25 protein-coding genes are annotated in these 25,976 nt (G+C 65.1%); 12 read left to right on the plus strand and 13 right to left on the minus strand.

Annotated features, from left to right (window positions below):
- Positions 1-15 precede the first annotated feature (15 nt).
- The 3 genes from BC443_RS04150 to BC443_RS04160 form a co-directional block, all read right to left on the minus strand.
- Positions 16-393: a DUF4870 domain-containing protein gene (locus BC443_RS04150; RefSeq protein ID WP_071230584.1), complete on the minus strand. Its 378-nt coding sequence runs from the start codon at positions 391-393 to the stop codon at positions 16-18.
- A 105-nt stretch (positions 394-498) separates the two neighbouring features.
- Positions 499-1,434 (minus strand): TatD family hydrolase, encoded by a 936-nt coding sequence (locus tag BC443_RS04155; protein ID WP_071230585.1) that lies wholly within the window; start codon positions 1,432-1,434, stop codon positions 499-501.
- A gap of 1 nt (position 1,435) precedes the next feature.
- A complete protein-coding gene (locus BC443_RS04160) occupies positions 1,436-2,302 on the minus strand; it encodes an EboA domain-containing protein (protein ID WP_071230586.1) in 867 nt (288 codons plus the stop codon).
- A 324-nt stretch (positions 2,303-2,626) separates the two neighbouring features.
- Here BC443_RS04160 and BC443_RS04165 point away from each other — a divergent pair, with 324 nt between their 5' ends.
- Positions 2,627-4,063: a nucleotide pyrophosphatase/phosphodiesterase family protein gene (locus tag BC443_RS04165; RefSeq protein ID WP_071230587.1), complete on the plus strand. Its 1,437-nt coding sequence runs from the start codon at positions 2,627-2,629 to the stop codon at positions 4,061-4,063.
- A gap of 125 nt (positions 4,064-4,188) precedes the next feature.
- On the opposite strand, the gene BC443_RS04170 is transcribed toward BC443_RS04165, so the two are convergent.
- The 6 genes from BC443_RS04170 to BC443_RS04195 all read right to left on the minus strand — a co-directional run bounded on the left by BC443_RS04170 (position 4,189) and on the right by BC443_RS04195 (position 12,321).
- Positions 4,189-5,193, minus strand: coding sequence for a UbiA family prenyltransferase (locus BC443_RS04170; RefSeq protein WP_210766244.1), 1,005 nt, complete (start codon positions 5,191-5,193; stop codon positions 4,189-4,191).
- On the minus strand, positions 5,103-6,287 hold the full coding sequence (gene eboE / locus BC443_RS04175; protein ID WP_071230588.1) for a metabolite traffic protein EboE: 1,185 nt from the start codon (positions 6,285-6,287) through the stop codon (positions 5,103-5,105). The genes BC443_RS04170 and eboE overlap by 91 nt, the downstream gene beginning before the upstream one ends.
- Positions 6,274-7,566, minus strand: a complete 1,293-nt coding sequence (locus tag BC443_RS04180; RefSeq protein ID WP_244179802.1) for a 3-dehydroquinate synthase — start codon at positions 7,564-7,566, stop codon at positions 6,274-6,276. The genes eboE and BC443_RS04180 overlap by 14 nt, the downstream gene beginning before the upstream one ends.
- A 325-nt stretch (positions 7,567-7,891) precedes the next feature.
- Complete coding sequence (locus tag BC443_RS04185; RefSeq protein ID WP_071230589.1) at positions 7,892-9,367, minus strand: M20 family metallopeptidase; 1,476 nt, start codon at positions 9,365-9,367, stop codon at positions 7,892-7,894.
- A 14-nt stretch (positions 9,368-9,381) separates the two neighbouring features.
- Positions 9,382-10,728, minus strand: a complete 1,347-nt coding sequence (locus tag BC443_RS04190; RefSeq protein WP_071230590.1) for an amidohydrolase — start codon at positions 10,726-10,728, stop codon at positions 9,382-9,384.
- A gap of 57 nt (positions 10,729-10,785) precedes the next feature.
- On the minus strand, positions 10,786-12,321 hold the full coding sequence (locus BC443_RS04195) for an AbgT family transporter (protein ID WP_071230591.1): 1,536 nt from the start codon (positions 12,319-12,321) through the stop codon (positions 10,786-10,788).
- Positions 12,322-12,550: 229 nt separating this feature from the next.
- Here BC443_RS04195 and BC443_RS04200 point away from each other — a divergent pair, with 229 nt between their 5' ends.
- The gene (locus BC443_RS04200) at positions 12,551-13,453 is read left to right on the plus strand and encodes a LysR family transcriptional regulator (RefSeq protein WP_071230592.1); all 903 of its coding nucleotides are present in this window, start codon (positions 12,551-12,553) and stop codon (positions 13,451-13,453) included.
- A gap of 12 nt (positions 13,454-13,465) precedes the next feature.
- Here BC443_RS04200 and BC443_RS04205 read toward each other — a convergent pair whose 3' ends face one another.
- Entirely contained in the window at positions 13,466-14,749 is a 1,284-nt protein-coding gene (locus tag BC443_RS04205) for an MFS transporter (protein WP_071230593.1), read from the minus strand.
- 487 nt (positions 14,750-15,236) lie between these two features.
- Here BC443_RS04205 and BC443_RS04210 point away from each other — a divergent pair, with 487 nt between their 5' ends.
- A complete protein-coding gene (locus tag BC443_RS04210) occupies positions 15,237-16,622 on the plus strand; it encodes an MFS transporter (protein ID WP_071230594.1) in 1,386 nt (461 codons plus the stop codon).
- Between the two features lie 15 nt (positions 16,623-16,637).
- Here the strand turns inward: BC443_RS04210 and BC443_RS04215 are convergent, their stop codons facing one another.
- The gene (locus BC443_RS04215) at positions 16,638-17,303 is read right to left on the minus strand and encodes a 2OG-Fe(II) oxygenase (protein WP_071230595.1); all 666 of its coding nucleotides are present in this window, start codon (positions 17,301-17,303) and stop codon (positions 16,638-16,640) included.
- A gap of 7 nt (positions 17,304-17,310) precedes the next feature.
- Positions 17,311-17,967 (minus strand): CoA pyrophosphatase, encoded by a 657-nt coding sequence (locus BC443_RS04220; protein ID WP_071230596.1) that lies wholly within the window; start codon positions 17,965-17,967, stop codon positions 17,311-17,313.
- Positions 17,968-18,081: 114 nt separating this feature from the next.
- Between BC443_RS04220 and BC443_RS04225 the strand changes: the two genes are divergently transcribed.
- Complete coding sequence (locus BC443_RS04225; RefSeq protein WP_071230597.1) at positions 18,082-18,639, plus strand: NUDIX hydrolase; 558 nt, start codon at positions 18,082-18,084, stop codon at positions 18,637-18,639.
- Between the two features lie 28 nt (positions 18,640-18,667).
- Here BC443_RS04225 and BC443_RS04230 read toward each other — a convergent pair whose 3' ends face one another.
- Complete coding sequence (locus BC443_RS04230; protein WP_071230617.1) at positions 18,668-18,997, minus strand: YqfO family protein; 330 nt, start codon at positions 18,995-18,997, stop codon at positions 18,668-18,670.
- A 163-nt stretch (positions 18,998-19,160) separates the two neighbouring features.
- Between BC443_RS04230 and ftsB the strand changes: the two genes are divergently transcribed.
- From ftsB to BC443_RS04270, 8 genes are read left to right on the plus strand one after another with little or no spacing between them, the layout of a single operon-like run.
- On the plus strand, positions 19,161-19,484 hold the full coding sequence (gene ftsB, locus BC443_RS04235; RefSeq protein WP_071230598.1) for a cell division protein FtsB: 324 nt from the start codon (positions 19,161-19,163) through the stop codon (positions 19,482-19,484).
- Complete coding sequence (gene ispD, locus BC443_RS04240) at positions 19,481-20,311, plus strand: 2-C-methyl-D-erythritol 4-phosphate cytidylyltransferase (RefSeq protein WP_071230599.1); 831 nt, start codon at positions 19,481-19,483, stop codon at positions 20,309-20,311. The genes ftsB and ispD overlap by 4 nt, the downstream gene beginning before the upstream one ends.
- Positions 20,308-20,793, plus strand: a complete 486-nt coding sequence (gene ispF, locus BC443_RS04245) for a 2-C-methyl-D-erythritol 2,4-cyclodiphosphate synthase (protein WP_071230600.1) — start codon at positions 20,308-20,310, stop codon at positions 20,791-20,793. The genes ispD and ispF overlap by 4 nt, the downstream gene beginning before the upstream one ends.
- Entirely contained in the window at positions 20,790-21,851 is a 1,062-nt protein-coding gene (locus BC443_RS04250; protein ID WP_247643219.1) for a tRNA pseudouridine(13) synthase TruD, read from the plus strand. The genes ispF and BC443_RS04250 overlap by 4 nt, the downstream gene beginning before the upstream one ends.
- A 37-nt stretch (positions 21,852-21,888) precedes the next feature.
- A complete protein-coding gene (gene surE / locus BC443_RS04255; protein WP_071230602.1) occupies positions 21,889-22,641 on the plus strand; it encodes a 5'/3'-nucleotidase SurE in 753 nt (250 codons plus the stop codon).
- A gap of 19 nt (positions 22,642-22,660) precedes the next feature.
- A complete protein-coding gene (locus BC443_RS04260) occupies positions 22,661-23,296 on the plus strand; it encodes a protein-L-isoaspartate(D-aspartate) O-methyltransferase (RefSeq protein WP_247643220.1) in 636 nt (211 codons plus the stop codon).
- Complete coding sequence (locus BC443_RS04265) at positions 23,293-24,213, plus strand: DUF368 domain-containing protein (protein WP_247643221.1); 921 nt, start codon at positions 23,293-23,295, stop codon at positions 24,211-24,213. The genes BC443_RS04260 and BC443_RS04265 overlap by 4 nt, the downstream gene beginning before the upstream one ends.
- 56 nt (positions 24,214-24,269) lie before the next feature.
- Positions 24,270-25,430, plus strand: a complete 1,161-nt coding sequence (locus BC443_RS04270; RefSeq protein ID WP_071230605.1) for a peptidoglycan DD-metalloendopeptidase family protein — start codon at positions 24,270-24,272, stop codon at positions 25,428-25,430.
- Positions 25,431-25,976: the final 546 nt, after the last annotated feature.

Here is a 25,976-nt window from a genome sequence, read left to right on the forward strand (position 1 = left end):
CTTCACACCCGGGCTTTACCACAGCCAGCTATCGACCTTGTCCGGCGCGCGACGTTCCTGCAATGCCTTGAATCCGATGACGCAGCGCACGATCAGCCACACGGCCTGCAGCGCCATCAGCACGAAACCGACCAGCACGAAGGCCAGTACCCAACTGATGCAGGCGTAGAGGAGCCCGATCCAGAAAGTGCGGATATGGTAGCGATAGTGCTCGTCCAGCCAGCGTGGGCCGTTGCCGCGATAGACGTAGGCGATGATCACGCCGATCACCGGCGTAATGCCGGTCACGAAGACGCCGAGAAGCAGGGCGTAGACGATCATGGCCAGCGTGGTGTCCGGTCGCCTCGCTTCGGGGTTCGACTCGGCGACGACGTTATCGGTCGGCGAAGACATGAGATTCCTCTCGACGGCATGCGGTAGTTGCCCGCATTTTGCCGTCGAGAGGCGTCGGGTGCCAGTCCGGTTGGAACTGGCGGAGGTGGCTCGAGGTCGCGGGCGCTACTCGATCAGCAGATCGTCGCCGTGCAGGCTGTCGCATCGATGCCGGGCCGGCGTTTCGACCAGGGGATCGCGGCCGCCACGCAGGATCGAATTGCCCTCGAACAGGGTGCGCTGGTCGATGGGCGGTGGATTCAGCCAGTCGGAGGCCTGCATCTGGCCGCTCTTGCCGTAGACGGTGAGCGCGTTTTCGTAGGTGACCTGGCGCACCACGGATTCGGCGATGCCGGATTCGAGCGCCAGCCGTGCGGTCTTGGGCACGCCCAGGCAGTCGGAAATCCCCCAGTCGCAGGCGCTGTCGACGATGATGCGGTCGCCGCCGTACTGCCTGAGCAGTTCGACCATGCGCGCGTTGCCCATCTTGGTCGACGGGTAGATCGAAAAGCCGGCCCAGTAGCCCCGGTCCAGCGTTTCGCGAACCGTCTCCTCGTTGTTGTGGTCGATCACCACCCAGGAAGGATCCAGCCCCATCTCTTCGCACACGTCCATCGAGCGTGAGGTGCCGCGCTTCTTGTCGCGATGCGGCGTGTGCACCATTACCGGCAGCCCGAGCTCTCTGGCCAGCGTCAACTGGGCACGGAAATACTTGTCTTCCAGCGGTGTCTGCTCGTCGTAGCCGATCTCGCCGATGGCGACGACGCCTTCCTTCATGGCAAAGCGCGGCAGCCACTCCATGACGCCTTCCGCCAGCGCTTCGTTATTGGCCTCCTTGGAGTTGAGGCCGATGGTGCAGTAGTGGCGAATGCCGAACTGCCCGGCGCGGAAGCGCTCCCAGCCGACCAGCGACGAGAGATAGTCCACATACGTGCCGACGAAGGTGCGCGGCTGGCCGACCCAGAAGGCCGGTTCGACCAGCGCCACGATGCCGGCCGCGGCCATGGCCTCGTAATCGTCGGTGGTACGGGACACCATGTGGGCGTGGGGATCGATGAACATCTCAGGCGGCCTCTTGGAGGGTAAGGTGGTTCCAGTCGAGGCGGCCGTCTGCCGCCAGCGCGGCGGTGTCCGGTGCCGTCGACAGCAGATCTCGGGCGGCGGGGGTATCGGCGGCGATCAGCGCCAGGGTGGCGGCGCCACGTTCCGCCGGGGTGCCCGCCAGCGCGCGCTGCAGGGCCGCGTAGGCCGAAACTCGCTCCGCGAACGGGCCGACGCAGCGCCACAGCTCCGGGCTGACCGGACGCCCGGCCGCCCAGCGCTCCTGGGCGTAGTCGAGCAGGATTCTCGCCAGTTCGGCATTGGAGCGTTCGTCGAGGCCGACGATGGCGCCCAGCCCGCTGCCGATGAACAGCGCCTTGAGCACCATGTGGTTCCAGCGATGTTCGTCGAAGTGATCGCGCGGATAGGGGTTGTGATGAACGATGGACTCGAACACCGCCCGCATGTTGGAGCGCAGCCCTTCGCCCACTTCGAATTCGAGTGATTCCGGCTGGGGATAGAGCGCCAGACCCCGATACAGCGTGACCAGTTCGCGGGCATCGGCGGTTCTGACCAGATCCTGGAACATGGCGGCGAACGGGCGCGGACCCTCGAACGCGAGCAGGGCGGCGACGCGGGCCGCGCCGTCGAGGCTCCAGCCCGCAGGGTTCCAGCCGGGATAGGCCTGGTTCGCCAGCGCCAGATCCGCTGGCGACAGCATCAGGTCCTGTCTGCCCAGTCGTCGCGGCGCCAGGCCGAGGAAGAGATGGAGATCCTGCTCGTTGGCGCCCTGGCTGAACGCGGCATAGCGGTCATCCAGCCAATCGGCCTGATCGGGCGCCTGGCGGCAGATCCAGTCGCGGAGAAGTTCGAAGCATGTAACGGTCATGTAAGCGTCCCGATACGATTGTCATTGGCGTTACTCTATCGGCTGGATAAAACAATCCCCAAGCTCAATTATCTGGCCAATTGAAGGCCCGTCATTCGAAGATGAATTCCTTTTTTGATGTGGGTTTTCTGGTCCTTGGAAATATGGGTTTCTGATCCTTAGAGTCGGCAATACCACCGCTTTTTTCCTGATAACGCCTCAAAATGGCGTGCCGGAACTCGTGCCGATTGTCTGGCGCCTTCCCAACTGATATGCAGCCTTTACATATCGTTTCGATCGTCTCGTGACGGTGGGTATCCATGGCTGAATCGGCAGGCAGGAATCATGAATAAGACTCTCGTCATTCTGGTGGTGGGGCTGACCCCCCAACTGGTCGGCAAGCATACGCCGGCCCTTAAACGTCTCGCCGAGCGTGGCGGATCGAGGCCGCTCAATACCGTGACACCTGCGGTGACCTGCAGCGTTCAGGCAACGCTGATGACCGGCCTGCCGCCAAGCGGGCATGGCGCCGTGGCCAACGGCTGGTATTTTCGCGATCTGTCCGAAGTGTGGTTCTGGCGCCAGTCCAATCGGCTGGTGGCGGGGGAGAAGATCTGGGAAGCCGGCAAGCGGAAGAATCCCGACTTTACCTGCGCCAAGATGTTCTGGTGGTACAACATGTATTCGACGGCAGACTGGAGCGCGACACCCCGGCCGATGTATCCCGCCGACGGTCGCAAGTTGCCCGACCATTACACCTATCCGCCGGCGCTGCACGACGAACTCGACGAGCGCTTGGGCACGTTTCCGCTGTTCACCTTCTGGGGGCCGATGGCGGACATCTCCTCGAGTCGCTGGATCAGCGATGCCACGCGGCATGTCATGGAAACCCGCGATCCGACGCTGACGCTGACCTACCTGCCGCATCTGGACTACAACCTCCAGCGGCTGGGGCCGGATCTGTCACACCCCGAACTGCAGCGCGATCTCCGCGACGTCGATGCCCTGTGCGGCGAGCTGATCGATGCGGCCGAGCGTGAAGGGCGGCGGGTCATCGTCGTGTCCGAGTACGGGATCACGCCGGTACGCGACGCCATCCATATCAATCGCGCCCTGCGCAGGGCGGGTCTGGTCGCGGTGCGCCGGGAGAAGGAGCGCGAACAGCTCGATGCCGGCGCGTCGCGGGCCTTCGCGGTGGCCGATCATCAGGTGGCGCACGTCTACGTCCGCGATCCGGAAGAGATTCCGAAGGTCCGGGCAGTGCTCGAAGGGCTGAAGGGGGTGGAAGCGGTCTGGGGCGATCGCGAGAAGCGCGAGCACGGCCTCGATCACCCCAACTCGGGAGAACTGGTGGCGATTGCCGAGCCGGATCGCTGGTTCAGCTACTACTACTGGCTGGACGATGCCCGCGCGCCGGATTATGCGCGCACCGTCGACATTCATCGCAAGCCGGGATATGACCCGGTGGAGCTGTTCTTCGACCCGGCGCTGAAATCGCCCAAGCTGTCGGCCGGGTGGCGCCTGGTCAAGCGCAAGCTGGGCATGCGCCAGTTGCTGGATGTCATCTCGCTCAAGGACACGGCGCTGGTCAAGGGCGCCCACGGCCGGTTGACCGACGATCCCGCCATGGGGCCGCTGGTGATCTCGTCGGAAGCGGGCCTACTGCCCGACGGCGCGGTCGACGCGACGGACTTCAAGGCGCTGGTACTGGCGCATGTGTTCGAGGGCGACGAGATCGACATGGCGTCACGCCAGACCGCTACCGATGTCACCAGCGCCTGAGACGAGTGTACGCCACGCCGAATCCTGACGTGGAATGACGCATGACAGAAAGGCCGGGCAGACATCGCGGAGATGTCTGCCCGGCCTTGTTCACTTCGGAATAGTGACGCCGACCGCGCCCGACCTCAGGTCCCGGAAGTCACCCGTTGCAGCGCCAGCGTCGCAGCGAAGGCCAGCACTCCCAGCCATGCCATGGCGGTCGAGCCCATGGCCGCCATCAGCGTGGCGTCATAGAGCGAAATGGCGGCGATCAGACCCACGACGGCGCGAGGCACGTCTCCCGGCGCCCGGCGGAACAGCCACATCAGGCAGCGCGCTCCCCAGGCCAGATAGCCCAGCCACAGCGCCAGGGCAAGCAGCGAGGGTTCGGGTCCGGTCAGCATGGTGGCCAGCATGAACACGACCGGCACGGCCAGCACACCGAGCGGCCAGGCCGCGCCCAGCCGGTCGTAGGCCTCCTGGCGAGCGGCGTAGGTCAGGCCGATGACATGGCAGGCAAGGCCGATCGCCCCCCAGACCACCATGTCGTTGAGCGTATTGGTGACGACCAGCGCCGCGGTCAGGTAGGTCAGCAGACGGCACGCCCCCATCAGCAGCGGGCTCCAGCCGATGCGCTTGTGCCACCAGTCATAGCTCAGGATCGCGGCGATCAGTGCCAGCCCTGTCAGCCCGGCGGAGAGATGGCTCATGAACAGCAGCAGGCTCCCCAGCGCGAGCATCCCGGCTCCCAGCAGTGCGACGGTCAGGCGGTCGACGTCCCCTCGCGGGATTGGGCGATCGGCGCGCTCGCGGGCATCGATCTCGGCATCGCAGGCGTCATTGAGATACATGCCGCCGAGATAGAACAGCGTCAGAGCCAGCAACAACGGCAGGGCGGTGGTGGACTGCCAGAGCGCGCCGGCGCTTGCGCCGGCCAGCACGGCGCCGGCCAGCACGTTGCTCCAGACCGTGGGGAGATTGGAAACCCGCCCTAGCTCCAGCCAGACGCTGGTTTTCGAACGCAGTGTCGTCGAGTCCGCTGTTATCGCACCGGCCGGTCTCAGATCAGCTGCTGCTTGACCCAGGTCAGCTCCCGCGCCACCGCCTTCTCCACGCTCTCGGTGCGTAGAGTCTCCGGTAATACCTGCCATGTGTAGGTCTCCACTTCCAGATGCTGCGAAATCGGTTGCTGACGATGAAGGGCGAGAATGTCGGCGAGAAACGACTGCGTGGTCTCGAACGGCGGGATCGCCTCCACGAAGATCGGCACGTGGTAATGAATCCGCCACTCCTCGCCGTCGATGCGGGCCTCGTCAGCCAGCGCCTCGGGCAGGTCCGCGTATCGCACCAGTCCGCTTTCGCTGGCGACCACGACCTGATGCAGATAGGTCCGTTCGCAGAACGGCGCCAGCGCCTCTCGCTTCGCGGCGTCGAATTTCGGGATCCGCAGCGCCGCGCTCAGCTGCAGCTTGTGGATGGGAATGCCGGCCGTGCGCAGGGCTTCGATGCTGGCGGCCGGGTCCTCGAATTCCACCGCCGCGTGGCACACGTCGTAGCAGACGCCCAGATGCCGCGGCAGCGCCTGTTTCGCCTCGTCGATCGACAGCCCGCTGAGCTCGCTCAAGCGGCCGGCGGCAGCATCGGAATAGAGCCAGTCGTGGAAGAACGCCAAGGTTTCCTCGATGGTCTCCAGGAAGCAGTGGGGCTCGGGTTCCAGGGCGATGGTGATGGTCACCCGGGTCCGGCGCGCGAGCTCGACGCAGTGGGAGACGGCCTTGAGCAGATTGTCGGCCATCTGGGCCTCGGCTCCCTCGGCCAGCGGCTTGTAGGTGCCGGGGACGGTGCTCAGGCTCACGGTATCGCCGGCGACGCCGAGTTCCGCCAGCAGGTCGGCCAGCCAGCAGGTGTAGTCCAGCCGGGCCCGCTGTTTCCAGTCGGGCTGGTAGACGTTCTGCTTGACCGGAATGCCGTGGAAGGGGCCGAACGGGAAGCCGTTCATGGTCACCACGCGATAGTTCTCCCGCGCCAGGATCTCCTTGAGTTCGGCGCGGGCATCGGGGGCGCGAAGCTCCTCCAGCGCCTGGGCGGAAAGGCGCAGCCCCACGCCGAAGGTCGCGTCGGGAGAGAGGGCATCCCGCACGCGCTTGACCGGCCCGAGCAGGGCGCCGCGCACCGCTTCCCAGGTCTGGGTCGGGTGGATGTTGAGACAGTAGGTCAGTTGACCCAGATCGTCAGGCAGCTGCATGGCGGTTCGCCTCTTCGCGCAGCCAGTCGATCGCGGCTGTCATCATGGTGTCATCGATCCTGTGAACATCGTGTCCACGGCCCAGGCCGGCCAGCAGCGTGATCGTCAGTTCGCCGCCGAGATGTTCCTGGAACTCCCTGAGGCCCGCCAGGATGGCAGGCTGGCCATCGTCACCGATCTCCAGCAACTGGGCATGGAAGACCGGCAGGCCCAGGCGCTTCAACAGCCACACCACGCGCCATTCGGCGCCGGCGGGCAGCAGCCCCTTGAGCACGGAATAGCGGGCATCGAGCGCGATACCGATGGCGACGGCTTCACCGTGGCTGATGCCGTGGTGAGTCAGCGCCTCGAGCTTGTGTGCCGACCAGTGGCCGTAGTCCAGCGGGCGCGACGAACCCTGTTCGAACGGATCGCCACCGCGAGCGATTTGCTGCATGTGCAGCTCGGCGCTGCGGCGGATCATGATCTCCTCGGTGCGTGGATCGAACTCGGCCAGCGAATCGGCGTTGGCCTCGAGCCAGTCGAAGAAGGCGCCATCGCGGATCAGCGCCACCTTGATCGCCTCGGCAATGCCGGCGAGCCGGTCGCGGCGCGAAAGCGTGCACAGGAAGTCGAAGTCGTTGAGCACGGCCCACGGCGGGGCGAAGGTGCCGATGAAGTTCTTGCAACCCCGGAAATTGACGGCGTTCTTGACCCCGACGCCGCTGTCGTTCTGGGACAGCACGGTGGTCGGTAGCCGGATCAGGCGCACGCCGCGATGCCCCATGGCGGCCGCGAGACCGAGCGCATCCAGCACCGCACCGCCGCCGATGACGATGACATAGGCGTGGCGATCGACGCCGTAGTGCCGGATGTCTTCCAGCACGCCGTTGACCGTCTCGAGGTCGGCCTTGATCGCTTCCCCGCCGGGTACGGTGATCGGCGCTGCGAGCAGGGTCATGCGGCTGGCATGGGCGGCGAAGTAGGCGTTGATCCGCGTTGTCAGATCCGGCCAGGTAGCGGCGATGCCGGCGTCGACGTAGATCAGGCAACGATGAGTCTTGCGCGGTTCCTTGCGCGAGATGGCGTCGGCCAGCAGAGGGTTGTCGGGAGAAAAGATCTCTCGGGTAAACGCGATGGGATAATCGTAAGCGACGGAAAATCGCTGCCAATGGACTTCTGACGATGACGAGATTTGCGAGGTGTCGAGTTGCCGTACTGGCTTCGGTTGCATCGCGAAAGGCGGAGGGTCGATAGCGACATTGCCATCGATCGAAAACGATAAAGCGGGCCGGTTCATGAAGTTATCGCCTGCGTAAGGGGTCCGAAAACAAAAAGGCGGACCGCTTCATTAGGGGGCGGTCGCGCTTGGCCTTGGCCTGGGTTTTACGGGGTTAGCTTCGGGGTTTCGTGGGGCAGGCGACAAGAATGGTTCTTCTGCTACGAAGTATTAGCAGCGTATGGGGTTTTTGGACGTGTCGGTACTCATCAAAACGTCCGCCGTGATAGATCACAGCGTCTGCGATGGTAGATCGCAACGTCGGCGATGGTGAAAAAAAGGCGGCGCTAACTCCTTGCGCCGCCTGGGGTTTAACGGCGATCTCGCGCGTCGGTTTTTCTCGCGATCACCCTTTCAGCGGCGACGGAGTGACATCGGCGGGAATCGGGCAGCGATAGGGTTCCCGGCGTGTGGCGGCGTTCAATTCCTCGCGCGCCCGGGCCAGGATGGCGGGATTTTCCAGTAGCGCGACGGCGGTGCCGGCCATCACCTTGGCCGCCTGCAGCATGCCCTTGTGGCCCAGCGAACTGCGTCCCTGCGCGACTACCTGCCAGGTGTGCAGTGGCGTGCCCAGCGCGAAGCAGTTGACGTAGCACTGGGCCGTCGGCACCACCCAGCTCACGTCACCGACATCGGTGGAGCCGTACATCAGTGCTTCGCTGGCGCTGTACGGCGCGAGATCCTCGACCAGCGCCTTGTCGGCGAGCCCGTCGACGTACGCTTCGGCGGCCTCTCCGCCGGCGCTGACGATATTGGCGTAGGTCGTGCGCAGGTCGTCCTCGCTGACGGTCGCCTTGATTCGTTCGGCGTAGGCCTTTTCTTCCGCATCGTGACATGGCGGGCCGAACGCCTCGAACCGGGCCTGCATCACGCTTTCCAGCGTGCGGTTCGGACGATATCCGGAGCATGCCTTGTCGAACACCATCTCGACCTCGGTGCCGGTCATCAGCGCCGCGCCCTCGGCGATCTTCTGAATACGCTCGAAGATCGACTGGACATCCGCCATGCGTCGCGCGCGCATCAGGTAAAGCACCTCCGCCTCGGCCTGAACCACGTTCGGCGAAGCGCCGCCGGTGCGGGTGATCGAGTAGTGGAAGCGGGCGTCCGGCACCACATGCTCGCGCAGATAGTTGGCGCCGACGTTCATCAGTTCCACCGCATCCAGCGCGCTGCGGCCGAGGTGCGGCGAGTTGGCGGCGTGGGCGGAGGTGCCCTTGAAGCGGAAGTAGGCCTGGATATTGGCCAGGGTCGGGGTCGAGAAGATGGCGTTGAAGGCCTGCGGGTGCCAGGTGAGGGCGGCATCGACATCGTCGAAAACGCCTTCGCGCACCATGAAGGTCTTGCCGGAGCCCCCCTCCTCGCCGGGGCAGCCGTAGAAGCGGATCGTGCCGGACAGACCCTGCTGCGCTCGCCATTCTTCCAGATAGTCGCGCACGCCGACGGCGGCAGCGAGCGCGGCGACGCCGAGCAGGTTATGCCCGCAGCCATGACCGTTGCCGCCGGGGATCAGCGGTTCCGCGTCGCTCGCTTCACCGCGCTGGCTGAGTCCGGCCAAGGCGTCGTACTCGCCGAGCAGCGCGATGACCGGCTTGCCGCTGCCGTAGCTGGCGACAAAGGCCGTATCGATGCCAGCGATGCCACGTTCGACCTGAAACCCTTCGGCTTCCAGCGCTTCGCTCAGTGTCGACGCCGAGCGACCCTCCTCGAAACGCGTTTCGGCGTATTCCCATACCTGGTTGGCGTAGTCGATGAAGCGATCGCGCTTGCCTTCGATCAAGGCGTCGAGTCGCTGGGTCGTGGTGTCGGTAGCAGTTGCGTCCATGGGTTTCTCTCTCCTCAAAGCGTCTCGGTACGTCGGCGGCGTAGTGCAGCGTCGTCTGCCTGCAGTGCCAGATGCGCCAGGGTGCGAATGGCCAGCGGAAGCACGTCCTCGTCGAAATCGAAGCGCTGATGATGATGGCCAGCGGCGAGGTCGGTGCCGAACACCATGTAGGTGGCCAGGCCGCCACGCTCGCGCACGCGCTGCATCATGGTGGTGGCATCCTCGGAGCCGGAAGGGCGATTCTCGACGGGAATCACGCTGTCGATGCCGGGAAGGTCGGCAATCCGCTCCTGTATGAAATCGACCAGTTCGGGGCTCGGCTCGCAGTTGCGCGCCTCGCCCGCGAGGGAGTAGGTCATCTTCACTCCCTGCATCGCTGCCGCGCCGCGCAGCATGTCCAGCGCCCGACGCTGCATCTCGTCGTTGATCTCGCTGGTCTCGCCACGGGTCTCGAGCTTGAGCGTCGCGGTAGCCGGCACCACGTTGCGGCCGCTGCCGGCGTTGAGCACGCCGACATTGATGCGCGAGGCGCCGGCACTGTGACGCGGAATCGCATGCAGGCCGAGTGCCGCCTGGGCGGCGGCCAGCAGCGCATTGTTGCCGGCCTCCGGGTTGGCGCCGGCATGGGCGGGCACGCCGGTAAAGGTGGCGTCGAGCTTAGTGGTGGCGAGATAGCCGTTGTGACCGCAGACGACGGTCCCCTTGGCCACGCCGGTGCCGATATGGGTGGCGATGAAGATATCGGCGTCGTCGAGGACGCCGGCTTCGACCATCGACCTGGCGCCGCGCACGCCCTCTTCGGCGGGCTGGAAGATCAGCTTGATACGGCCGCTCAACTGCGATTTCAGCTCGACGAACAGACGTGCCAGGCCGAGACCGATGGTGGTGTGACCGTCGTGGCCGCAGGCGTGCATCATGCCGTCGTTGCAGGAGGCGAATCCCTCGCGGACGGGGCGGTGGTCGTCGTCGCGGGACTCGTCGAGATCGAGCGCGTCCAGGTCGACGCGGTAGGCGAATGTCGGCCCCGGGCGACCGGTATCCAGCTCGGCCACGACGCCCGTGTAACCGCCGGCGAGTGCCGGCAGCCAGCGTTCGATGGCGCCCTGGTCGCGGGCGCGGTCGAGCGCCCGGGCCAGCACTTCGGGCTCGGGAACGCCCATGCGGCTGTCGGCGTCGATCACGTCACGACCGACGCTGACCCGATAGCCGAGCCGCTCCAACTCTTCGGCGACGATCGAGGCGGTGCGGAATTCGATCCAGCCCGATTCGGCGTGGCGGTGGAAATCGCGTCGCCAGGTCTTCAACTGCGGCAACAGGGCTGCGACCGCGGTTTCCAGATCGGGCGTGGTAACGGTGCTCATGGTGAAGTTCTCCGTCTGTTCGTTGTCGTCTTGCGTCTTTTCACGTTCGGGCCTTCGTCAGGACGGCAGATAGGTCGTGATGCCCGGGCCGTAAGGCAGTCCCAGCAGATAGAACGCGGTCAGCAGCAGGATCCAGATACTCAGGAACGCCAGGGTGTAGGGCAGCATCAGTGACATCAGCGTGCCGAGGCCGGCGTCCTTGTCGTATTTCCGGATGAAGGTGAGCACCACGATCATGTACGGGTTGAGCGGCGAAATGATATTGGTCGACGAATCGGCGATGCGGTAGGCGACCTGCACGAACGCGGGGTGATAGCCGAGCTGCATGAACATCGGCACGAACACCGGTGCTTCCAGTGCCCATTTGGCAGAGCCGCTGAAGATCAGCAGGTTCATGCAGGCGGTGAAGACGATATAGCAGAGAATGACCGGGAATCCGGTGAAGTCCATGGCCGTCAGCAGGTCGGCGCCGTTGACCGCGATCCAGGTGCCGATGTGCGACCAGTTGAACCAGGCGATGAACTGCGAGGCGGCGAAGATCAGCACGATATAGCTGCCCAGGTCGCGCATCGCCTCGGCCATGTTCTCGGAGATGTCGCGGGAGCGCTTGATGCGGCCCACGGTGATCCCCCAGGTCACGCTGACGGTGATGAAGAAGAACAGGATGATGGGGATGATGCCGCTGAGGAACGGTGATGGAATCAGGCTGCCATCCGCACCGCGCAGCGGCGAGTTCGGCCAGAACAGCAGCGTGGCGATGGCGGCGACGTAGACCAGTGCGGCGATGCCGGCATTGCGCAGACCGCGACCGGCGTTTTCCGGCTCGTTGTTTTCGACCTTGTCGACATCGCCCTGATAGGTGCCGAGGCGCGGTTCGATGACGCGTTCGGTGACGACGGCGGCCACGATGGTGAGCACGAACACGGAGACGCAGTTGAAGTACCAGTTGTCCACCGGGGTCACGGTGATGTCGCCGCTGACGATGCGTGCCGCTTCGGTCGAGATCCCGGAAAGCAGGGCATCGGTGCCAACGATCAGCAGGTTGGCGGTGAAACCCGCCCCGGCGCTGGCAAAACCGAGCGCCAGACCCGCGATCGGATGGCGTCCCAGCGAGTGATAGACCATGGCGGCCAGCGGTGGCAGCAGGATCAGCGAGGCGTCGGAGGCGACGTTCATCATGATGCCGGTGAACGCGACGGTATAGGTCACCAGGCGCTTCGGCGCCGACAGGATCGTATGACGGATCAGGGTTTCCAGCAGGCCCAGTTTCTCGGCCAGGCCAATGCCGAGCATCATCGACAGCACCAGTCCGAGCGGGGCGAAGCCGGTGAAGTTGTCGAGCATCGAGTCGAGAATGAACCGGATACCCTCGCCGGAGACCAGGCTGCGGATCGCTTCCACTTCCCCGCTGCCGGGGTGTTCGACGGTGGCACCCGCAGCGGCGAACAGTGCCGAGGCGATCAGCACGACCAGGGCGAGAATCACGAAGATCATGAACGGGTCGGGGAGGCGATTGCCGAAACGCTCGATAGCGTTCAGCAACCGGATCGACAGCCGCGGGCGCGCGGCGTCGCGGGAGGCGGTCGCTTCCATAGGACACTCCTGAATCGATTGTTGTTGGATCGGTTGGGCCGATCGGATGTCATGTCGCGCTATGGCGTTGCTCGGAGCCGGCGGTCGGTTGTGTTATGGCACCTGGGCATCGAGCGGGGTCGCTGTCTGCGACCCGAAAACACAGTAGAACCGGCTCGAGATCTGCAAAAGATGTCGATTACTTTTTGGTGATAACCTGCGGTGATCGTGAACATCGGGGTCCGTTGTCATGCAGTATCCGATCAAGCTCCATCAGATTCGCGCTTTCGTCGAGGTGTCGCGTCGCGGCAGCATTCGTGCGGCGGCGCGTGAACTGGGGCTTTCCCAGCCAGGGTTGACCAAGGCGATTCGGGAACTGGAAGAGGGTCTGGGGGCCGCACTGCTGCTGCGGACCTCCCACGGGGTGACGCTGACCGAGTCCGGGCGCGCCTTCGAACAGCACGCCCATCTGATCCTCGAAGAACTGCGCCGGGCGCGCGAGAACGTCGAACAGCTGAACGGCGTGCTGCGCGGCCAGATCGTGATGGGAGCCTCGGCGACGGTAGCACGCACGCTGCTGCCTCAGGTGGTCGGCCGCTTCCGGCGGGAACTGCCCAACGTGAAGTTGCGCGTGATCGAGGGCCAGTTGTCGTCGATGGTGGCGGGGCTGCGCGACGGTGAGCTGGATTTTTCGATCAACACCGTTTCCAGCGGCGTGCTCGACAACGACCTGGAGGCGTTGCCACTGTTCTCGAAACCGTTCGTGGTGGTCATGCGCCGCGATCATCCAAAGAGCGGGGCGCGGCGACTCAGCGAACTGATCGACTGCGACTGGGTATTGCCCACCGCGCGCAGCGGCTACTACGCCGATCTGGCCGACACGCTGGAACGCCACGGATTTTCGCGTGATCAGGTCAGCGTGGTGTGCGACTCCTTTACCACTTCGCTCAATCTGATCCAGCACAGTGACATGGTCGGCGCCTTTGCCAGCGAAATGACTGCCCAGCACGGCATGGGTGAACTGGTGGAGCTGACGCTGGACGATTCGCTACCGATGGCGACCTTCCACATGATCAAACGCCGTGGCGTGCCGCTGACGCCGGTGGCCTCGCAGCTGGCGCGGCTGTTCGAGTTCGAGAGCCGGGGCGCTTGAGCCGTTCGCGAATCAGCTCGCCTTGCGGGCCGCCGTGGGGCTCTCCACCGGTTCCTCTTCGACGCCATCGAGGCGGTCGGCGCGCCGCAGGACAGGGAAGCTCCACATCCACAGACCGACGATCGCCAGCGTGCCGACGGAGCCGATGACCGCGGCCGGCACGGTGCCGAACCACGACGCGGTGACGCCGGATTCGAACTCCCCGAGCTCGTTGGAGGCGCCGATGAACAGCATGTTGACGGCGTTGACCCGGCCGCGCATCTCGTCCGGTGTGGCCAGCTGCAAGAGCGTCAGGCGGACGTAGACGCTGATCATGTCGGCGGCGCCCGCGATCAGCAGGGCGCCGAACGAGAGCCAGAACCAGTGGGAGAGCGCGAAGACCAGGTTGGCGAGGCCGAACACGGCGACGGCGGCAAACATGATCATCCCGGCATGGCGCTTGATGGCGCGCACGCCGAGATAGAGCCCCATCAGAAAGGCGCCGATGGCGATGGCGCTGCGCAGGGCGCCGAGCCCCTCCGGACCGACGTGAAGAATTTCATGGGCGTAGACCGGCAGCAGCGCAACGATGCCGCCGAACAGTACGGCGAACAGGTCCAGCGAGATGACGCCGAGAATCACCGGCTTGTTGCGGATGTAATGGATGCCGGCGGTAAAGCGCTGCCAGGCGGTATCGTCGTTCTGGATGCGCTCGAAGGCATAGCGCACCGGCACGCCGGCCAGCGCCAGCTGGGCGACGAGGAAGCAGCCCAGGTTGACGCTGTAGGTCAACGTCGGGCCGAAGGCGTACAGCAGGCCGCCGAGCATGGGGCCGCCGATCACGCCGATCTTCATGATCGAGGAGTTGAGGGCGATCGCCTTGCCCAGTTGATCGCGGGGAACGATCTGCGGCAGCAGGCTCTGCAGCGTCGGCCCGGTGAAGGCCCGGGCCGCTCCGAACAGCACCAGCACCGCGTAGAACGGCACCGCGGAGTCGGGCTGTTTCAGCGACAGCAGAATCAGCAATCCACTGCAGAGTGCCTGGGCGGCCCAGCTGAGTTGCAGGATTCGCTTGCGGTCGAAACGGTCGACGACATCGCCGGCCGGCAGCAACAGCACCACCATGGGCAGGAACTGGGCCAGGCCGACATAGCCCAGCGTCAGCGGGTCGTGGGTAATGTCGTAGACCTGCCATGCCACCACGATCGCCTGGATCTGCATGGCGAAGACCGCACAGAGGCGCGAGGCGAGAAAGGGGGCGAAACCGGGCTGGCGATAAACGGGGCTGTCGGGACTGTCGGTGGTGTCTGCGGGCATGGTGACCTGGTCGTGAGGCAGGGGAGCGGGGCGCGAATTAGCACGCTAATGGCTAGAATAGCCCAAGCATACGCCGTCCTGTGGCAAAAAGCCGCTGGTGGATGGCATGGCCCCCTTGTTTCGCGACAGTCATCTTCTCGCGACAGGCGCTCTTCAGGACAGACACGCCTTGATAGCGGTTCCGGTTTGTCAAACGAGGGCTTTGGATAACGCCGGATAATGGCCGAGCGGGCGGTTGCCCCAAAGTGGCGCAATAGAGGTATTCATCGACGTTTTTTCGACTTCTTTTGGAGCGAGGGCGAGCGTATAGTTCGCTCGCTCTCGACCTCGTGTCTGGCGCGCCTTCGAGGGATCGAACCGTCATCCGGAGAGAGGCGCCACAACGCGAGCGTCTTATCCTGTTCTAGTCTATCCATTGGGAATCGCCGGCTCCGCGCCTGCTGCGCACCGGCCTTGTTCGAAGTGCATTTTCGAGGTTCGTGGCCTTATGTCTCGGCAGTTGCTTTCCATGGCGCTGGCACCGCTACTCGGTCTTTTCATCCTGGGTATCGGCAATGGCTTCCTGGCATCGTTGATTACCCTGCGTCTGGACGCCGCCGGTGAATCCGTCACCACCATCGGCTGGGTGTCCGCCGCGTACTACATCGGTCTGGCGATCGGTGCGCTGTTGAACGATCGGCTGTTGCTGAGAATCGGCCACATTCGCGCCTACGCCTGCTTCGCATCGCTGGTCGCAGTAACCGTGCTGCTGCAGGGGCTATGGCTCAACGCCGAGCTGTGGTTCACGCTGCGCCTGATCGGCGGGTGGGCGACGCTGGGTGTCTATCTGGTCATCGAAAGCTGGTTGCTGACCGCGGCCGACACGCGGGTTCGTGGCCGGCTGCTGGCGCTCTACATGATCGCGCTTTACGGCGCCGGGGTGATCGGGCAACTGCTGCTGGGCGTGGCGGACCATGCCGGCGCCAGCCAGCCATTCATGATCATCGCCATGCTGGCGTCGCTGTCGGTGCTGCCGCTGGGCATGATCCCGCGGGTGTCGCCGCTGATCGAGCATGCCGAACCGCTGTCGCCCTGGCGGCTGATCACCGTCACGCCAACCGGCGTGATGGGCTGTTTCGGCTCGGGGCTGGCGGTCTCGGCCATCTACAGCCTGCTGCCGCTCTATCTGCAGCGCAATGGCTTCGAAGTGCAGCAGATCGGCGAGATGATGGCGATCGTGATTCTTGGCGGCATGTTGCTGCAGTATCCCATCGGGCGCTGGTCCGATCGGCACGACCGCCAGATCGTGCTGATTCTGATCGGTGTCGTGCTGGCGGTGCTGTGTGGCGGGGTGATGCTGCTGCCGGATCTGCCCGGCCTGCTGGCGGCGGTGCTGTTTCTGGTGGGCGGCGGTGTGTTCGCGCTCTATCCGGTGGCGGTGAGCCATGCCGCCGACCGCGCACCGGCCGGCGCGCTGGTCCGCATGAGCCAGGGGTTGCTGCTGATCAATGCGTTGGGAGCGACCCTAAGCCCGCCGCTGATCACCCCGCTGATGACGCATACCGGCAACGCGGGATTGTTCATGGCACTGGCCGGGCTTGGCGTGGTGCTGGTGGCATTCTTCGTCTGGCGTCGGAGCCGGCGCCCGGCGCCGATCCCGGTGGCGCCGTTCACCTCCAACCCGCAGCAGTCGGTGGTGGGCGCCGAACTCAGCGTGACCGACGAATTGGTGCAGGGCGCGATCGAGCACGAACACCAGGAAGACCTGTCGCAGCTGGTGCCGGACGTGGAAACGGCGCTTCCCGATGACATGGGTGGCGATAGAGACGACGACGTGGAAGACGACCCGGCGACTGCCACGGCGAAAAGCCGAGAAAGTGTCATCAGCCGATAGACGTCGGCGACCCGACTAGCGGGCCGGATCGATCACGCCGCCCAGCGAGGCATTGCGGCGGAACCAGCCGGCGATGCTGACGCGTGGCTGTCGAGTCGGCAGCACCTCATGAGGGATGCGGTCGGAGAGAAAGCAGGCGAAGGTGCCGGCCTCCGGGTGTACGCGGGCGACCTCGCGCTCGGGCTCGTGTTCGTCGTAGAGCGCCATTTCGCCACCGCCGTCGGCCGGCCAGTCCGGATTGAGATAGAGCACGGTCGAAATGACGCGGTTGGCCCGGCCGCGAAAGCTGTCGTAGTGCTTGCGGTAGAAGGCGCCCGGCGGATAGTGGGCAAAGTGGGCCTCGAACTCGAACAATCCGGCGTAGAGCGCGAGGTTGATCTGCTGCTGGAGTTCGCTCATCAGCGCCAGGTAGCGTCGCTGCGCCAGGCTTTCCCGATCCAGCCAGTGAATGGCGTCGCCGCGAATGTCGCGCCGCAGCATGCGCTCGTCCCCACGGCCGATGGCCGCTTCCTGAAGCGCCGCCTGCCGATGCAACAGCTGCAGTTCCTCCAGCAGTTCCCGGCATAGCTCCGCGGCCAGAAACCGCTCGCCGACGTACCAGCCGCGTTCCACCAGTCCGTCGATCAAGGCGGGGAGCTGGGCGCTGTCCCAGAAGGCGTGATGGGCGTCGTTGGGTGTCATGAAGCTCTCACTCGAGAATCTTGCCAGGCTGGCCGGACCGTGATGCGGTCTGGCGTCGGCGCTGTGGATGGTAGCGCAACTCCCCTTGCGTGGGTTTGCGGTCCAGCGCGATATCGCTTTCGAAACCCACGGCCAGCAACTCCACCAGCATCATGGCCGACAACCCCCAGATCATGCGGTCCTCGAAAAGATAGCTGGGTACGTACCAGGGCTGGTCGTCGACCGGAATGACATCGGTATGGCTACGATGGTCATCGATGAAGTGGCGCAAGGGAACCTCGAAGATCGAAGCGATTTCACCCGGCTCCGCCTTCAGCGGCAGGTCCGGCTCGACCAGGCCGACGAACGGCGTCACGCGCAGGCCGTGGAGCGAGATGACGTCGCTGAGACGCCCGATGATCTCGACCAGGCCCGGTTCGAGGGCGATCTCCTCGTGGGTTTCCCGCAGCGCCGTGGCGAGCAGATCCCGGTCTTCCGGCTCCCGCTTGCCGCCCGGAAAGGCGACCTGGCCGGCATGCTGGGTCAGATGCGCCGTGCGCTGGGTGAACAGAAGCGTTGGCTCGGGGCGGGTGACGATGGGCAGAAGCACTGCCGCCTGAGGGTGGGCATTATCCAGTCGACGCGGGCGATGTGCTTGCAGGCGTTCACGGACTTTCTCTAACATGAGGTTTCGACTCTAGCTTTTCGATTCTGAAAGGGCCGGCGTGCAGACGATGCCCGACGGCTCCTGCGAACTCGAGACCCTCCGACACGCGAGGCGTTCTACATCCGAGACCCTATGAACTACTGTAGCCACTGCGGCCATACCGTGCGTTTCGCGATTCCCGACGGCGACGACCGCCCTCGGTTCCTGTGCGATGCCTGCCACACCATCCATTACCAGAATCCGCGCATCGTGGCCGGCACGCTGCCGGTAGCGGGGGAGCGAATCCTGCTGTGCCGTCGTGCCATCGCGCCGCGCAAAGGGTTCTGGACGCTGCCGGCGGGGTTCATGGAAAACGCGGAAACCGTGGAGCAGGCGGCGCTGCGGGAAACGCGAGAAGAGGCCCGCGCCGTCGTCGACGATCCGACACTTTATACCCTGATCAGCCTGCCGCACATCAATCAGGTGTACATGATCTTCCGCGGCGATCTCAACGGCGATTTCGCCGCCGGGCCGGAGAGTCTCGAGGTCGAGCTGTTCGAGGAAACGCAGATTCCCTGGGACGAGCTGGCTTTCCCCACTATCGAGCGCACGCTGCGCCACTTCTTCGATGATCGGCGTCGGGGCACCTTCGAGCTGCACCTCAGCCAGATCGGCAAGGAGGAGAGGGAGCGTTACCTCGGCTCTGCCTGAGCATACCCTCGGGCCGCGGGGTTCCGTCTCAAGCGTGGGGCAGGGAATTCGGATCGCTCAATGGCCACACATCGTAAGCCGGTTCTTCATAGGGATGCGCGTCGATCAGCGCCTTGATCGCGGCGCGTATCCGCTGATCCTCGCAGACCAGTTCGACCCGATACTCCTCGACGCTTTCCAGCGCACCGACGTCACCGATATGAGGCTGGGCGCCCGGGAGCGGCCGGAACTGGCCCACGCCACGGATCTGGAAACAGCACGCCTCGTAATCGCCGATGCGCCCGGCGCCGCTGGCGAACACCGCGTCCTTGACGCTCTCCAGGTGGGATTCGGGAACGAAGAAGGCCAGTTTGTACATGAGGTCGTCGGCTCCGGATTCGGTCGTGGCGGTGGGCCGCATGCAGCGATGATGGCATAATGAGCCGCGCTCCGACAGCGGCCTGCTGCGCCCTTTGCCGAGGGCCGGGCCCTGCCGGGAATGAACTGTCCGAAATGAATCGAGCCGACCGGAAGCCTTGGCGATGTGGAAATGGGTCATTGTGGTATTGGTTGTCATGCTGGGGCTGATGCAGTACCGGCTGTGGTTCGGCGAGGGCGGCATCCGGGAATTCAACGATATCCAGGCGCGCGCCGATGCCCTGGAAGGCACCACCGACAGGCTCGAGGCGCGCAACGACCGTCTCGCCGCCGAAGTCGTCGACCTCAAGAACGGGCTCGATGCCATCGAGGAGCGGGCGCGTAGCGATATCGGCATGGTCCGCCAGGACGAACAGTTCTTCTGGGTGACCGGTGTTGACGATCCCGGCAACGGCCCCGCCGCCAGCACGGGGGGCGCACAGCCATGACCTTGTGGTTGATCGTGCCCGCCGCCGGTCGCGGCCAGCGCATGCAGGCCGACCGTCCCAAGCAGTATCTGACGCTGCAGGGCAAGAGCGTGCTGGCGCGCACGCTCGAACGCCTGCATCAGGCCTTCCCCGAAGCCGCGCTGCGGCTGTGTCTCGATCCCGACGACGAATACTTCGACCCCCGCGACGTTCCCTTCGAAGACTGGCAGCGTGTCGGCGGCGGTGACCAGCGCGCCGATACGGTGGGTCGCGCCCTCGCGACGCTGGTGGAACAGGCGGCGGACGACGACTGGGTACTGGTGCATGACGCCGCCCGGCCCTGCGTGCGGCTCGAGGATCTGCAGGCACTGCGGGAAGCGCTCGAGGACGAGGCGATCGGCGCGCTGCTGGCGACCCCGGCGGCCGACACCATGAAGCGCGCCGATGAGCGCGGACGAATCAGCCACACCGAACCGCGGGACGGCCTCTGGCACGCGCTGACACCGCAGGTGTTCCGCTTCGATCTGCTGCGCCAGGCGCTCGATGCGGCTCTGGCCACCGGCATGACGGTGACCGACGAAGCCTCGGCGATCGAAGCCATGGGGCTGGCGCCGCGACTGGTCGCCGGCAGCCGCGACAATCTCAAGATCACGCATCCCGAGGATCTGGCCATGGCGGCGCGCATACTCGCCGTGCAGTCGGAAACCGCGTCGGGATCGGCGCCGACCGTCAGCGGGCAAGGAGCCGTCAGCGGACAAGGAGCCGTCAGCGGGCAAGGAGCCGTCAGCGGACAAGGAGCCGTCAGCGGGCAAGGAGCCGTCAGCGGACAAAAAGGAGTGGAAGCATGAGTTTCAGGATTGGTCACGGGTTCGACGTGCATCGCTTTGGCGAGGGCGATCATCTGATGATCGGCGGGGTTCGCCTGCCGTTCGATCGCGGCTTCGTCGCCCACTCCGATGGCGACGTGCTGCTGCACGCGATCAGCGATGCGCTGCTGGGCGCCTGTGCGCTGGGCGACATCGGTCGGCACTTTCCGGATACCGATCCGGCCTGGAAGGGCGCCGACAGCCGAGCGCTGCTGCGCCACGTCGTCGCGCTGGTGCGCGAGGCCGGCTATCGGATCGGCAATCTCGATGCCACGCTGATGGCCCAGGCGCCGCGCATGGCCGAGTCGATCCCGCTCATGCGCGAGACGATCGCCGCCGACGTGGACGTCGAGCTGGGCGCGGTCAACGTCAAGGCGACGACCACCGAGCGGCTCGGATTTACCGGGCGCGGTGAAGGCATCGCCGCGGAAGCGGTGGTACTGCTGGTCGCGGACGCTCGATGAGCGAACCCTCGATGTCTTCGGCCGACGCCTGGCCGCCGAACTGGAGCTATGTCGCGGGCGTGCCGGCTGCCACCGGCGAGTATCGCCAGCGCCCTGAAGACTTCCAGGTCGAGGAGCAGTTCGATTTCGCCCCGGAGGGCCACGGCGAGCACTGGTGGCTGTGGCTGGAGAAGCGCGGGATGATCACGCCGGATCTGGCTCGCCTGCTTGCCCGCGCGGTCGATATCCCGGTACGGGATGTGGGCTTCAGCGGGCTCAAGGATCGCGACGCGGTGACGCGGCAGTGGTTCTCGCTGGCGCTGCCCGGTCGCGAGCCGCCGGCGGAGTGGGACGCAGGTTTGGCCGAACGCGGCGTCCGCTGTCTCGAGGCGGTGCGGCATCCGCGCAAGCTGAAACGGGGCGTACACCGCGCCAACCGCTTCCATCTGAGAATCCGGGGCGAGGCCATCGACGCGGCGGAGACCCGCGCGCGCTGGGACCGCCTGGTGGCCGAGGGCGTGCCCAACTATTTCGGCCCGCAGCGCTTCGGCCCGGCGGGGCGCAACCTGCAGCGCGCTCGGCAACTGCTGGCTCGCGGCTGGCGCAAGCGCCAGGATCCCCAGGGGTTACTGCTCTCCACCGCTCGCAGCTATCTTTTCAACCAGGTGCTGTCGGCGCGTGTTGCCGACGGCACCTGGTGTGTCCCGCAGCCCGGCGACGTGCTGAATCTGAACGGCACCGCGAGCCGCTTCGCCAGCGCGCAGGTCGACGACGATCTGCTGGCCCGCGCCGAGGCCGGCGACCTGCACCCCACCGGACCGCTGTGGGGCGTCGGCCGGCTGGAAAGCGAAGGCGAGGTGGCCGAGCGGGAAACGGCCATCGCCACCGGCCATGCCGAGCTGAGCGACGGTCTGGTCCAGGCCGGGGCGCGGCACGACCGGCGGCCACTGCGGCTGCGGCTCGGGGAGGCCGAGTGGGAAAGGGAAGAAGAGGCGGTTCGGCTCTCCTTCACCTTGCCGCGAGGCGCCTTCGCCACTTCGGTGCTTCGTGAACTGTTTCGACACCCCACGCTGATCTGACGCCGCCGGTATCGATCATCATCCAGGAGGAAAGAAGATGCGCAGACTGTTGTTGTCCAATGACGACGGTGTTCATGCTCCGGGATTGAGAGCCCTGGCCGGCGCGCTGGAAAACCATGCCCGGCTGAGAGTCGTGGCGCCGGATCGGGACATGAGCGGCGCCAGCAACTCGCTGACACTGACGCGGCCACTGGCGTTGACCGCGCTGGACAACGGGTTCTACAGCGTCGACGGCACGCCGGCGGACTGCGTCTATCTCGGCGTCAACGGGGTCTGGGAGGAAAGGCCCGATCTGGTGATCTCCGGGATCAACCATGGCGCCAATCTGGGGGACGACGTGCTGTACTCGGGCACCGTCGCCGCGGCCATGGAAGGGCGCAACCTGGGCATGGCGGCGCTGGCCATTTCGCTCTGCGGGCAGCGCCATTTCGAGACCGCCGGGCGGGTGGCCGCCAGTCTGGTCGGGGCCGCGGAAAACCTGTCGCTGCCGCCGCGCAGCCTGCTCAACGTCAACGTGCCGGATCTGCCGTGGAGCGAGATTCGCGGATTCCGGGTGACCCGGCTGGGATATCGCGGCCCGGCCTCGCGGCCGATCCACATGAAGGATCCGCGCGGGCGCGACCGCTACTGGATCGCGGCGGTCTCGGAAAATGCCGACGATGCGCCCGACACCGATTTTGCGGCGATCGAAGCGGGCTTCGTCTCGATCACGCCGCTGCAAACCGATCTGACCCGTCATGAAACGCTGAACGACGTACAGGGCTGGCTGGATGGACTGTCACACGCCTGAAGAATTGAGCGGTGTCGGCATGACGTCGCAACGAACCCGCAATCGCATGGTCGAACGCCTGTCGGCCGGTGGGATTCGTCATGCGCAGGTGCTGGAGGTGATGGCGACAGAGCCGCGTCACCTGTTCCTCGATGAAGCCCTGGCGCATCGCGCCTACGAGGATACCTCGCTGCCTCTGGGCTTGGGGCAGACACTGTCCCAGCCCTGGATCGTGGCCCGGATGAGCGAGCTGGTCGCGCTGGCCGAACCGCAGCGGGTGCTGGAGATCGGCACCGGCTCCGGCTACCAGACGCTGATCCTGTCGCGCCTGGTCAAGAGCGTCTGGAGCGTGGAGCGTATCGCGGCGCTGCAGTCCCGCGCCCAGCAGCGCCTGGCGCGGCTGGGCGCGCATAACGTTCACCTGCGCCACGCCGATGGCGCCATGGGCTGGCCGCAGGCGGCGCCGTTCGATGTCGTGCTGCTGACGGCGTGCGCCAGCGAGCTTCCCCAGCCGCTGCTGTCCCAGTTGCGGAATGGCGGTGTACTGATCGCGCCGCTGGAAGACCGCGAAGGGCGCCAGTGGCTGACCCGGGTGCGTCGGCGTGGACAGGCGTTCGATCACCAGCGTCTCGAAGAGGTGCGTTTCGTACCGTTGCTTGAGGGAGTCATTCGTTGAAGCGCATTGCAAAAACCGTATTGAAAGGCATGGGCATGGGGGCGGCGGATGCCGTGCCGGGCGTCTCGGGCGGCACCATCGCCCTGGTCGTGGGGATCTACGAGGAACTGATCGAGACCATCAAGCGCTTCGGCCCCGGTGCGCTCGGCGTCTGGCGCCGACAGGGGCTCGCCGGGCTGGCCGTCTATCTCAATCTGCGCTTTCTGGTGCCGCTGGTACTGGGCATCGGCATCAGCCTGGTGACGATCGCGCATCTGGTGACCTGGTTGATGACGCATCACGAGCTGCTGCTCAATGCGTTCTTCTTCGGCCTGGTGCTGGCATCGGCTTGGGCAGTCATGCGACAGGTCGGTCATTGGCGCTGGCGCTACCTGCTTCCGGTATTGGCTGGGCTCTCGATCGCGGCGCTCTTGCCGAGCCTGCTGCCGGACATGAGCCGGGCGGGCGATGGCACCCTGTTCGTGGCCGGCGCGATCGCCATCAGCGCGATGCTGTTGCCGGGCGTCTCGGGCAGCTTTCTGCTGCTGGTGATGGGGCTTTATGGCACCGTGATGAGCGGCATCAAGAATTTCGATGTCGGGCTGATCGCCATCTTCGGCGCCGGCTGTCTGCTGGGGCTGTTCACCTTTTCCCGCCTGCTGTCCTGGCTGCTGCGTCACTATCATGCGATCACGCTGATGGCGATCGTCGGTTTCATCCTGGGTTCGCTGCCGCAACTCTGGCCCTGGAGGCAGATTGCAAGCTACCGCCTGGGCGCCGATGACCAGCAGGTGGCGCTGGCTTATCACTACTTGATGCCTGCGGATTACGCTGCGGTAACCGGGCAACCGTCCCAGTGGCTGCTGGCGGCCGTGTTGATCATCATCGGCATCGTGGTGGTAATGTGCCTGGGAGAGCGCAGGAAGACATCGTCATGACATGACGCCTCGATTTCCTTCTGCCCGCTTTCCGTCACGAAAAAAGGAATTTTTCTATGAGCAAGCGTCGAACTGCACTGTTACTGGGGCTTCTCCCTGTTGTCGCCGTCGGGCTGAGCGCCTGCACGTCTTCGAGCGGCCGGCCGCAGGTGCAGGACCTCTCCATCAGCCGCAATAGCGAGCCGAGTTCGACCTACACGGTCAAGAACGGTGACACGATCTACGGCATCGCCTGGCAGAATCGGGTCGATTTTCGCGATCTGGCCCAGCTCAATGGCATTTCGCCGCCCTACCGCCTGGAGCCGGGACAGCAGCTGCGGCTGAAGCCGGGTGCCAGTGTCAGCGGCGGCCAGGCTGTGGCCAGCCGCGGTGTGGTCGCAACGGGGCTCGGTTCAGGTAGCGGCGCTGGCTCGTCTCAATCCGCGACGGGACAGGTCGACAACCCATCCTGGCTGCTGCCCGCGGAAGGAAGTGGCGCCACGACCGACGCCGGCAATGCCGGTTCGGGCAATGCGCAAAGTGCTTCGCCGCAGGGCGGGCAAGCCGCCGGCAGCAATGCCTCGTCTTCTGCGCCGGGCCCCGTCACGGCGCAGAACGGCACACGGGACGTCGCTGGCAAGGGATCGTCGCAGGGCGCCTCGGTGGCCAGTACCGATACGCGCTCCGGGCAGACCGGCAACGCCGGTTCCGCTGCGAAACCCGCTGACACGGGATCGTCATCCTCTTCTGCTTCCATGAGTTCAGGCGGCACGCAGGCAGCATCCGGCAACGATGCGGGCACGGAAGTGGCCGGCGAGCCCAGCGGGGCGCCGGACCGTTCGGACCGGACCTACAAACCGGTCGAGAACGTGCCGTGGCAGTGGCCGGCCAGCGGCCAGGTGGTTGGCAGGTTCGACGATGATTCGAACATCACTCCCGGCATTGATATTGCCGGTCAAAAGGGGCAACCTGTCAAAGCAGCCGGACCAGGGATTGTGGTGTATGCCGGCGATGGCGTGCGGGGATATGGCAACCTCATCATCCTCAAGCACAACGATCGCTTCTTGAGCGCTTACGCACACAACGACTCGTTGAAGGTGAAGGAAAACGACGTCGTTGAGGCCGGAGAGACGATAGCTACCATGGGGCAGACGGATGCTGACCAGGTCGAGCTACATTTCGAAGTTCGCGTGAACGGACAACCTCAAGACCCACTGCAATACCTGCCTGCGCGCTGATCTTCGGATCGGCGCCCAAGACCGCTGTGACAGGGCTTTCTGGATCCAGCGTCAGTGACCGCATTCGTACATCCGCATTCAACGTAGCCCTCCCGGGAGGCGGCGTCGAGGACGGTGTTCGACAAGGTGACTGGCGAGGCGTGGATCCAGCGGCCCCTAGGGAAGTTCGAAACGGCAAGGAACATGCGATCGCCATGGAGCGGGATTGCCATGGCGAGGTACTCAGGTAGCCAAGATTGGGGGTAGTGGACATGAGCATGCTTGAACGGGAAATTCAGGATGTCGAGCTCGACGGTGTCGATACCGCAGAAGTCGATAGCGACGACACGGGTCGCAAGGATGATGAAAGCGCTTTCGAGAAAGCGTTGAGCCGTGAAGAAAACTCCTACCACCACAGTCTCGATGCGACACAGATGGCGGTCTCAAGTTCCAAGCGCAACGCTATTGAAGGGTGCTCGGTCCAGCGACCGATTTCTTGAGCACCTCGGCGTAGACTTCCAGCGGCGTGCGCCAGTCGAGCGTCTTGCGCGGCCGCGTGTTCAGTGA

Origin of the sequence: Salinicola sp. MIT1003 (assembly GCF_001858555.1) — a bacterium.
Taxonomy (GTDB): domain Bacteria; phylum Pseudomonadota; class Gammaproteobacteria; order Pseudomonadales; family Halomonadaceae; genus Salinicola; species Salinicola salarius.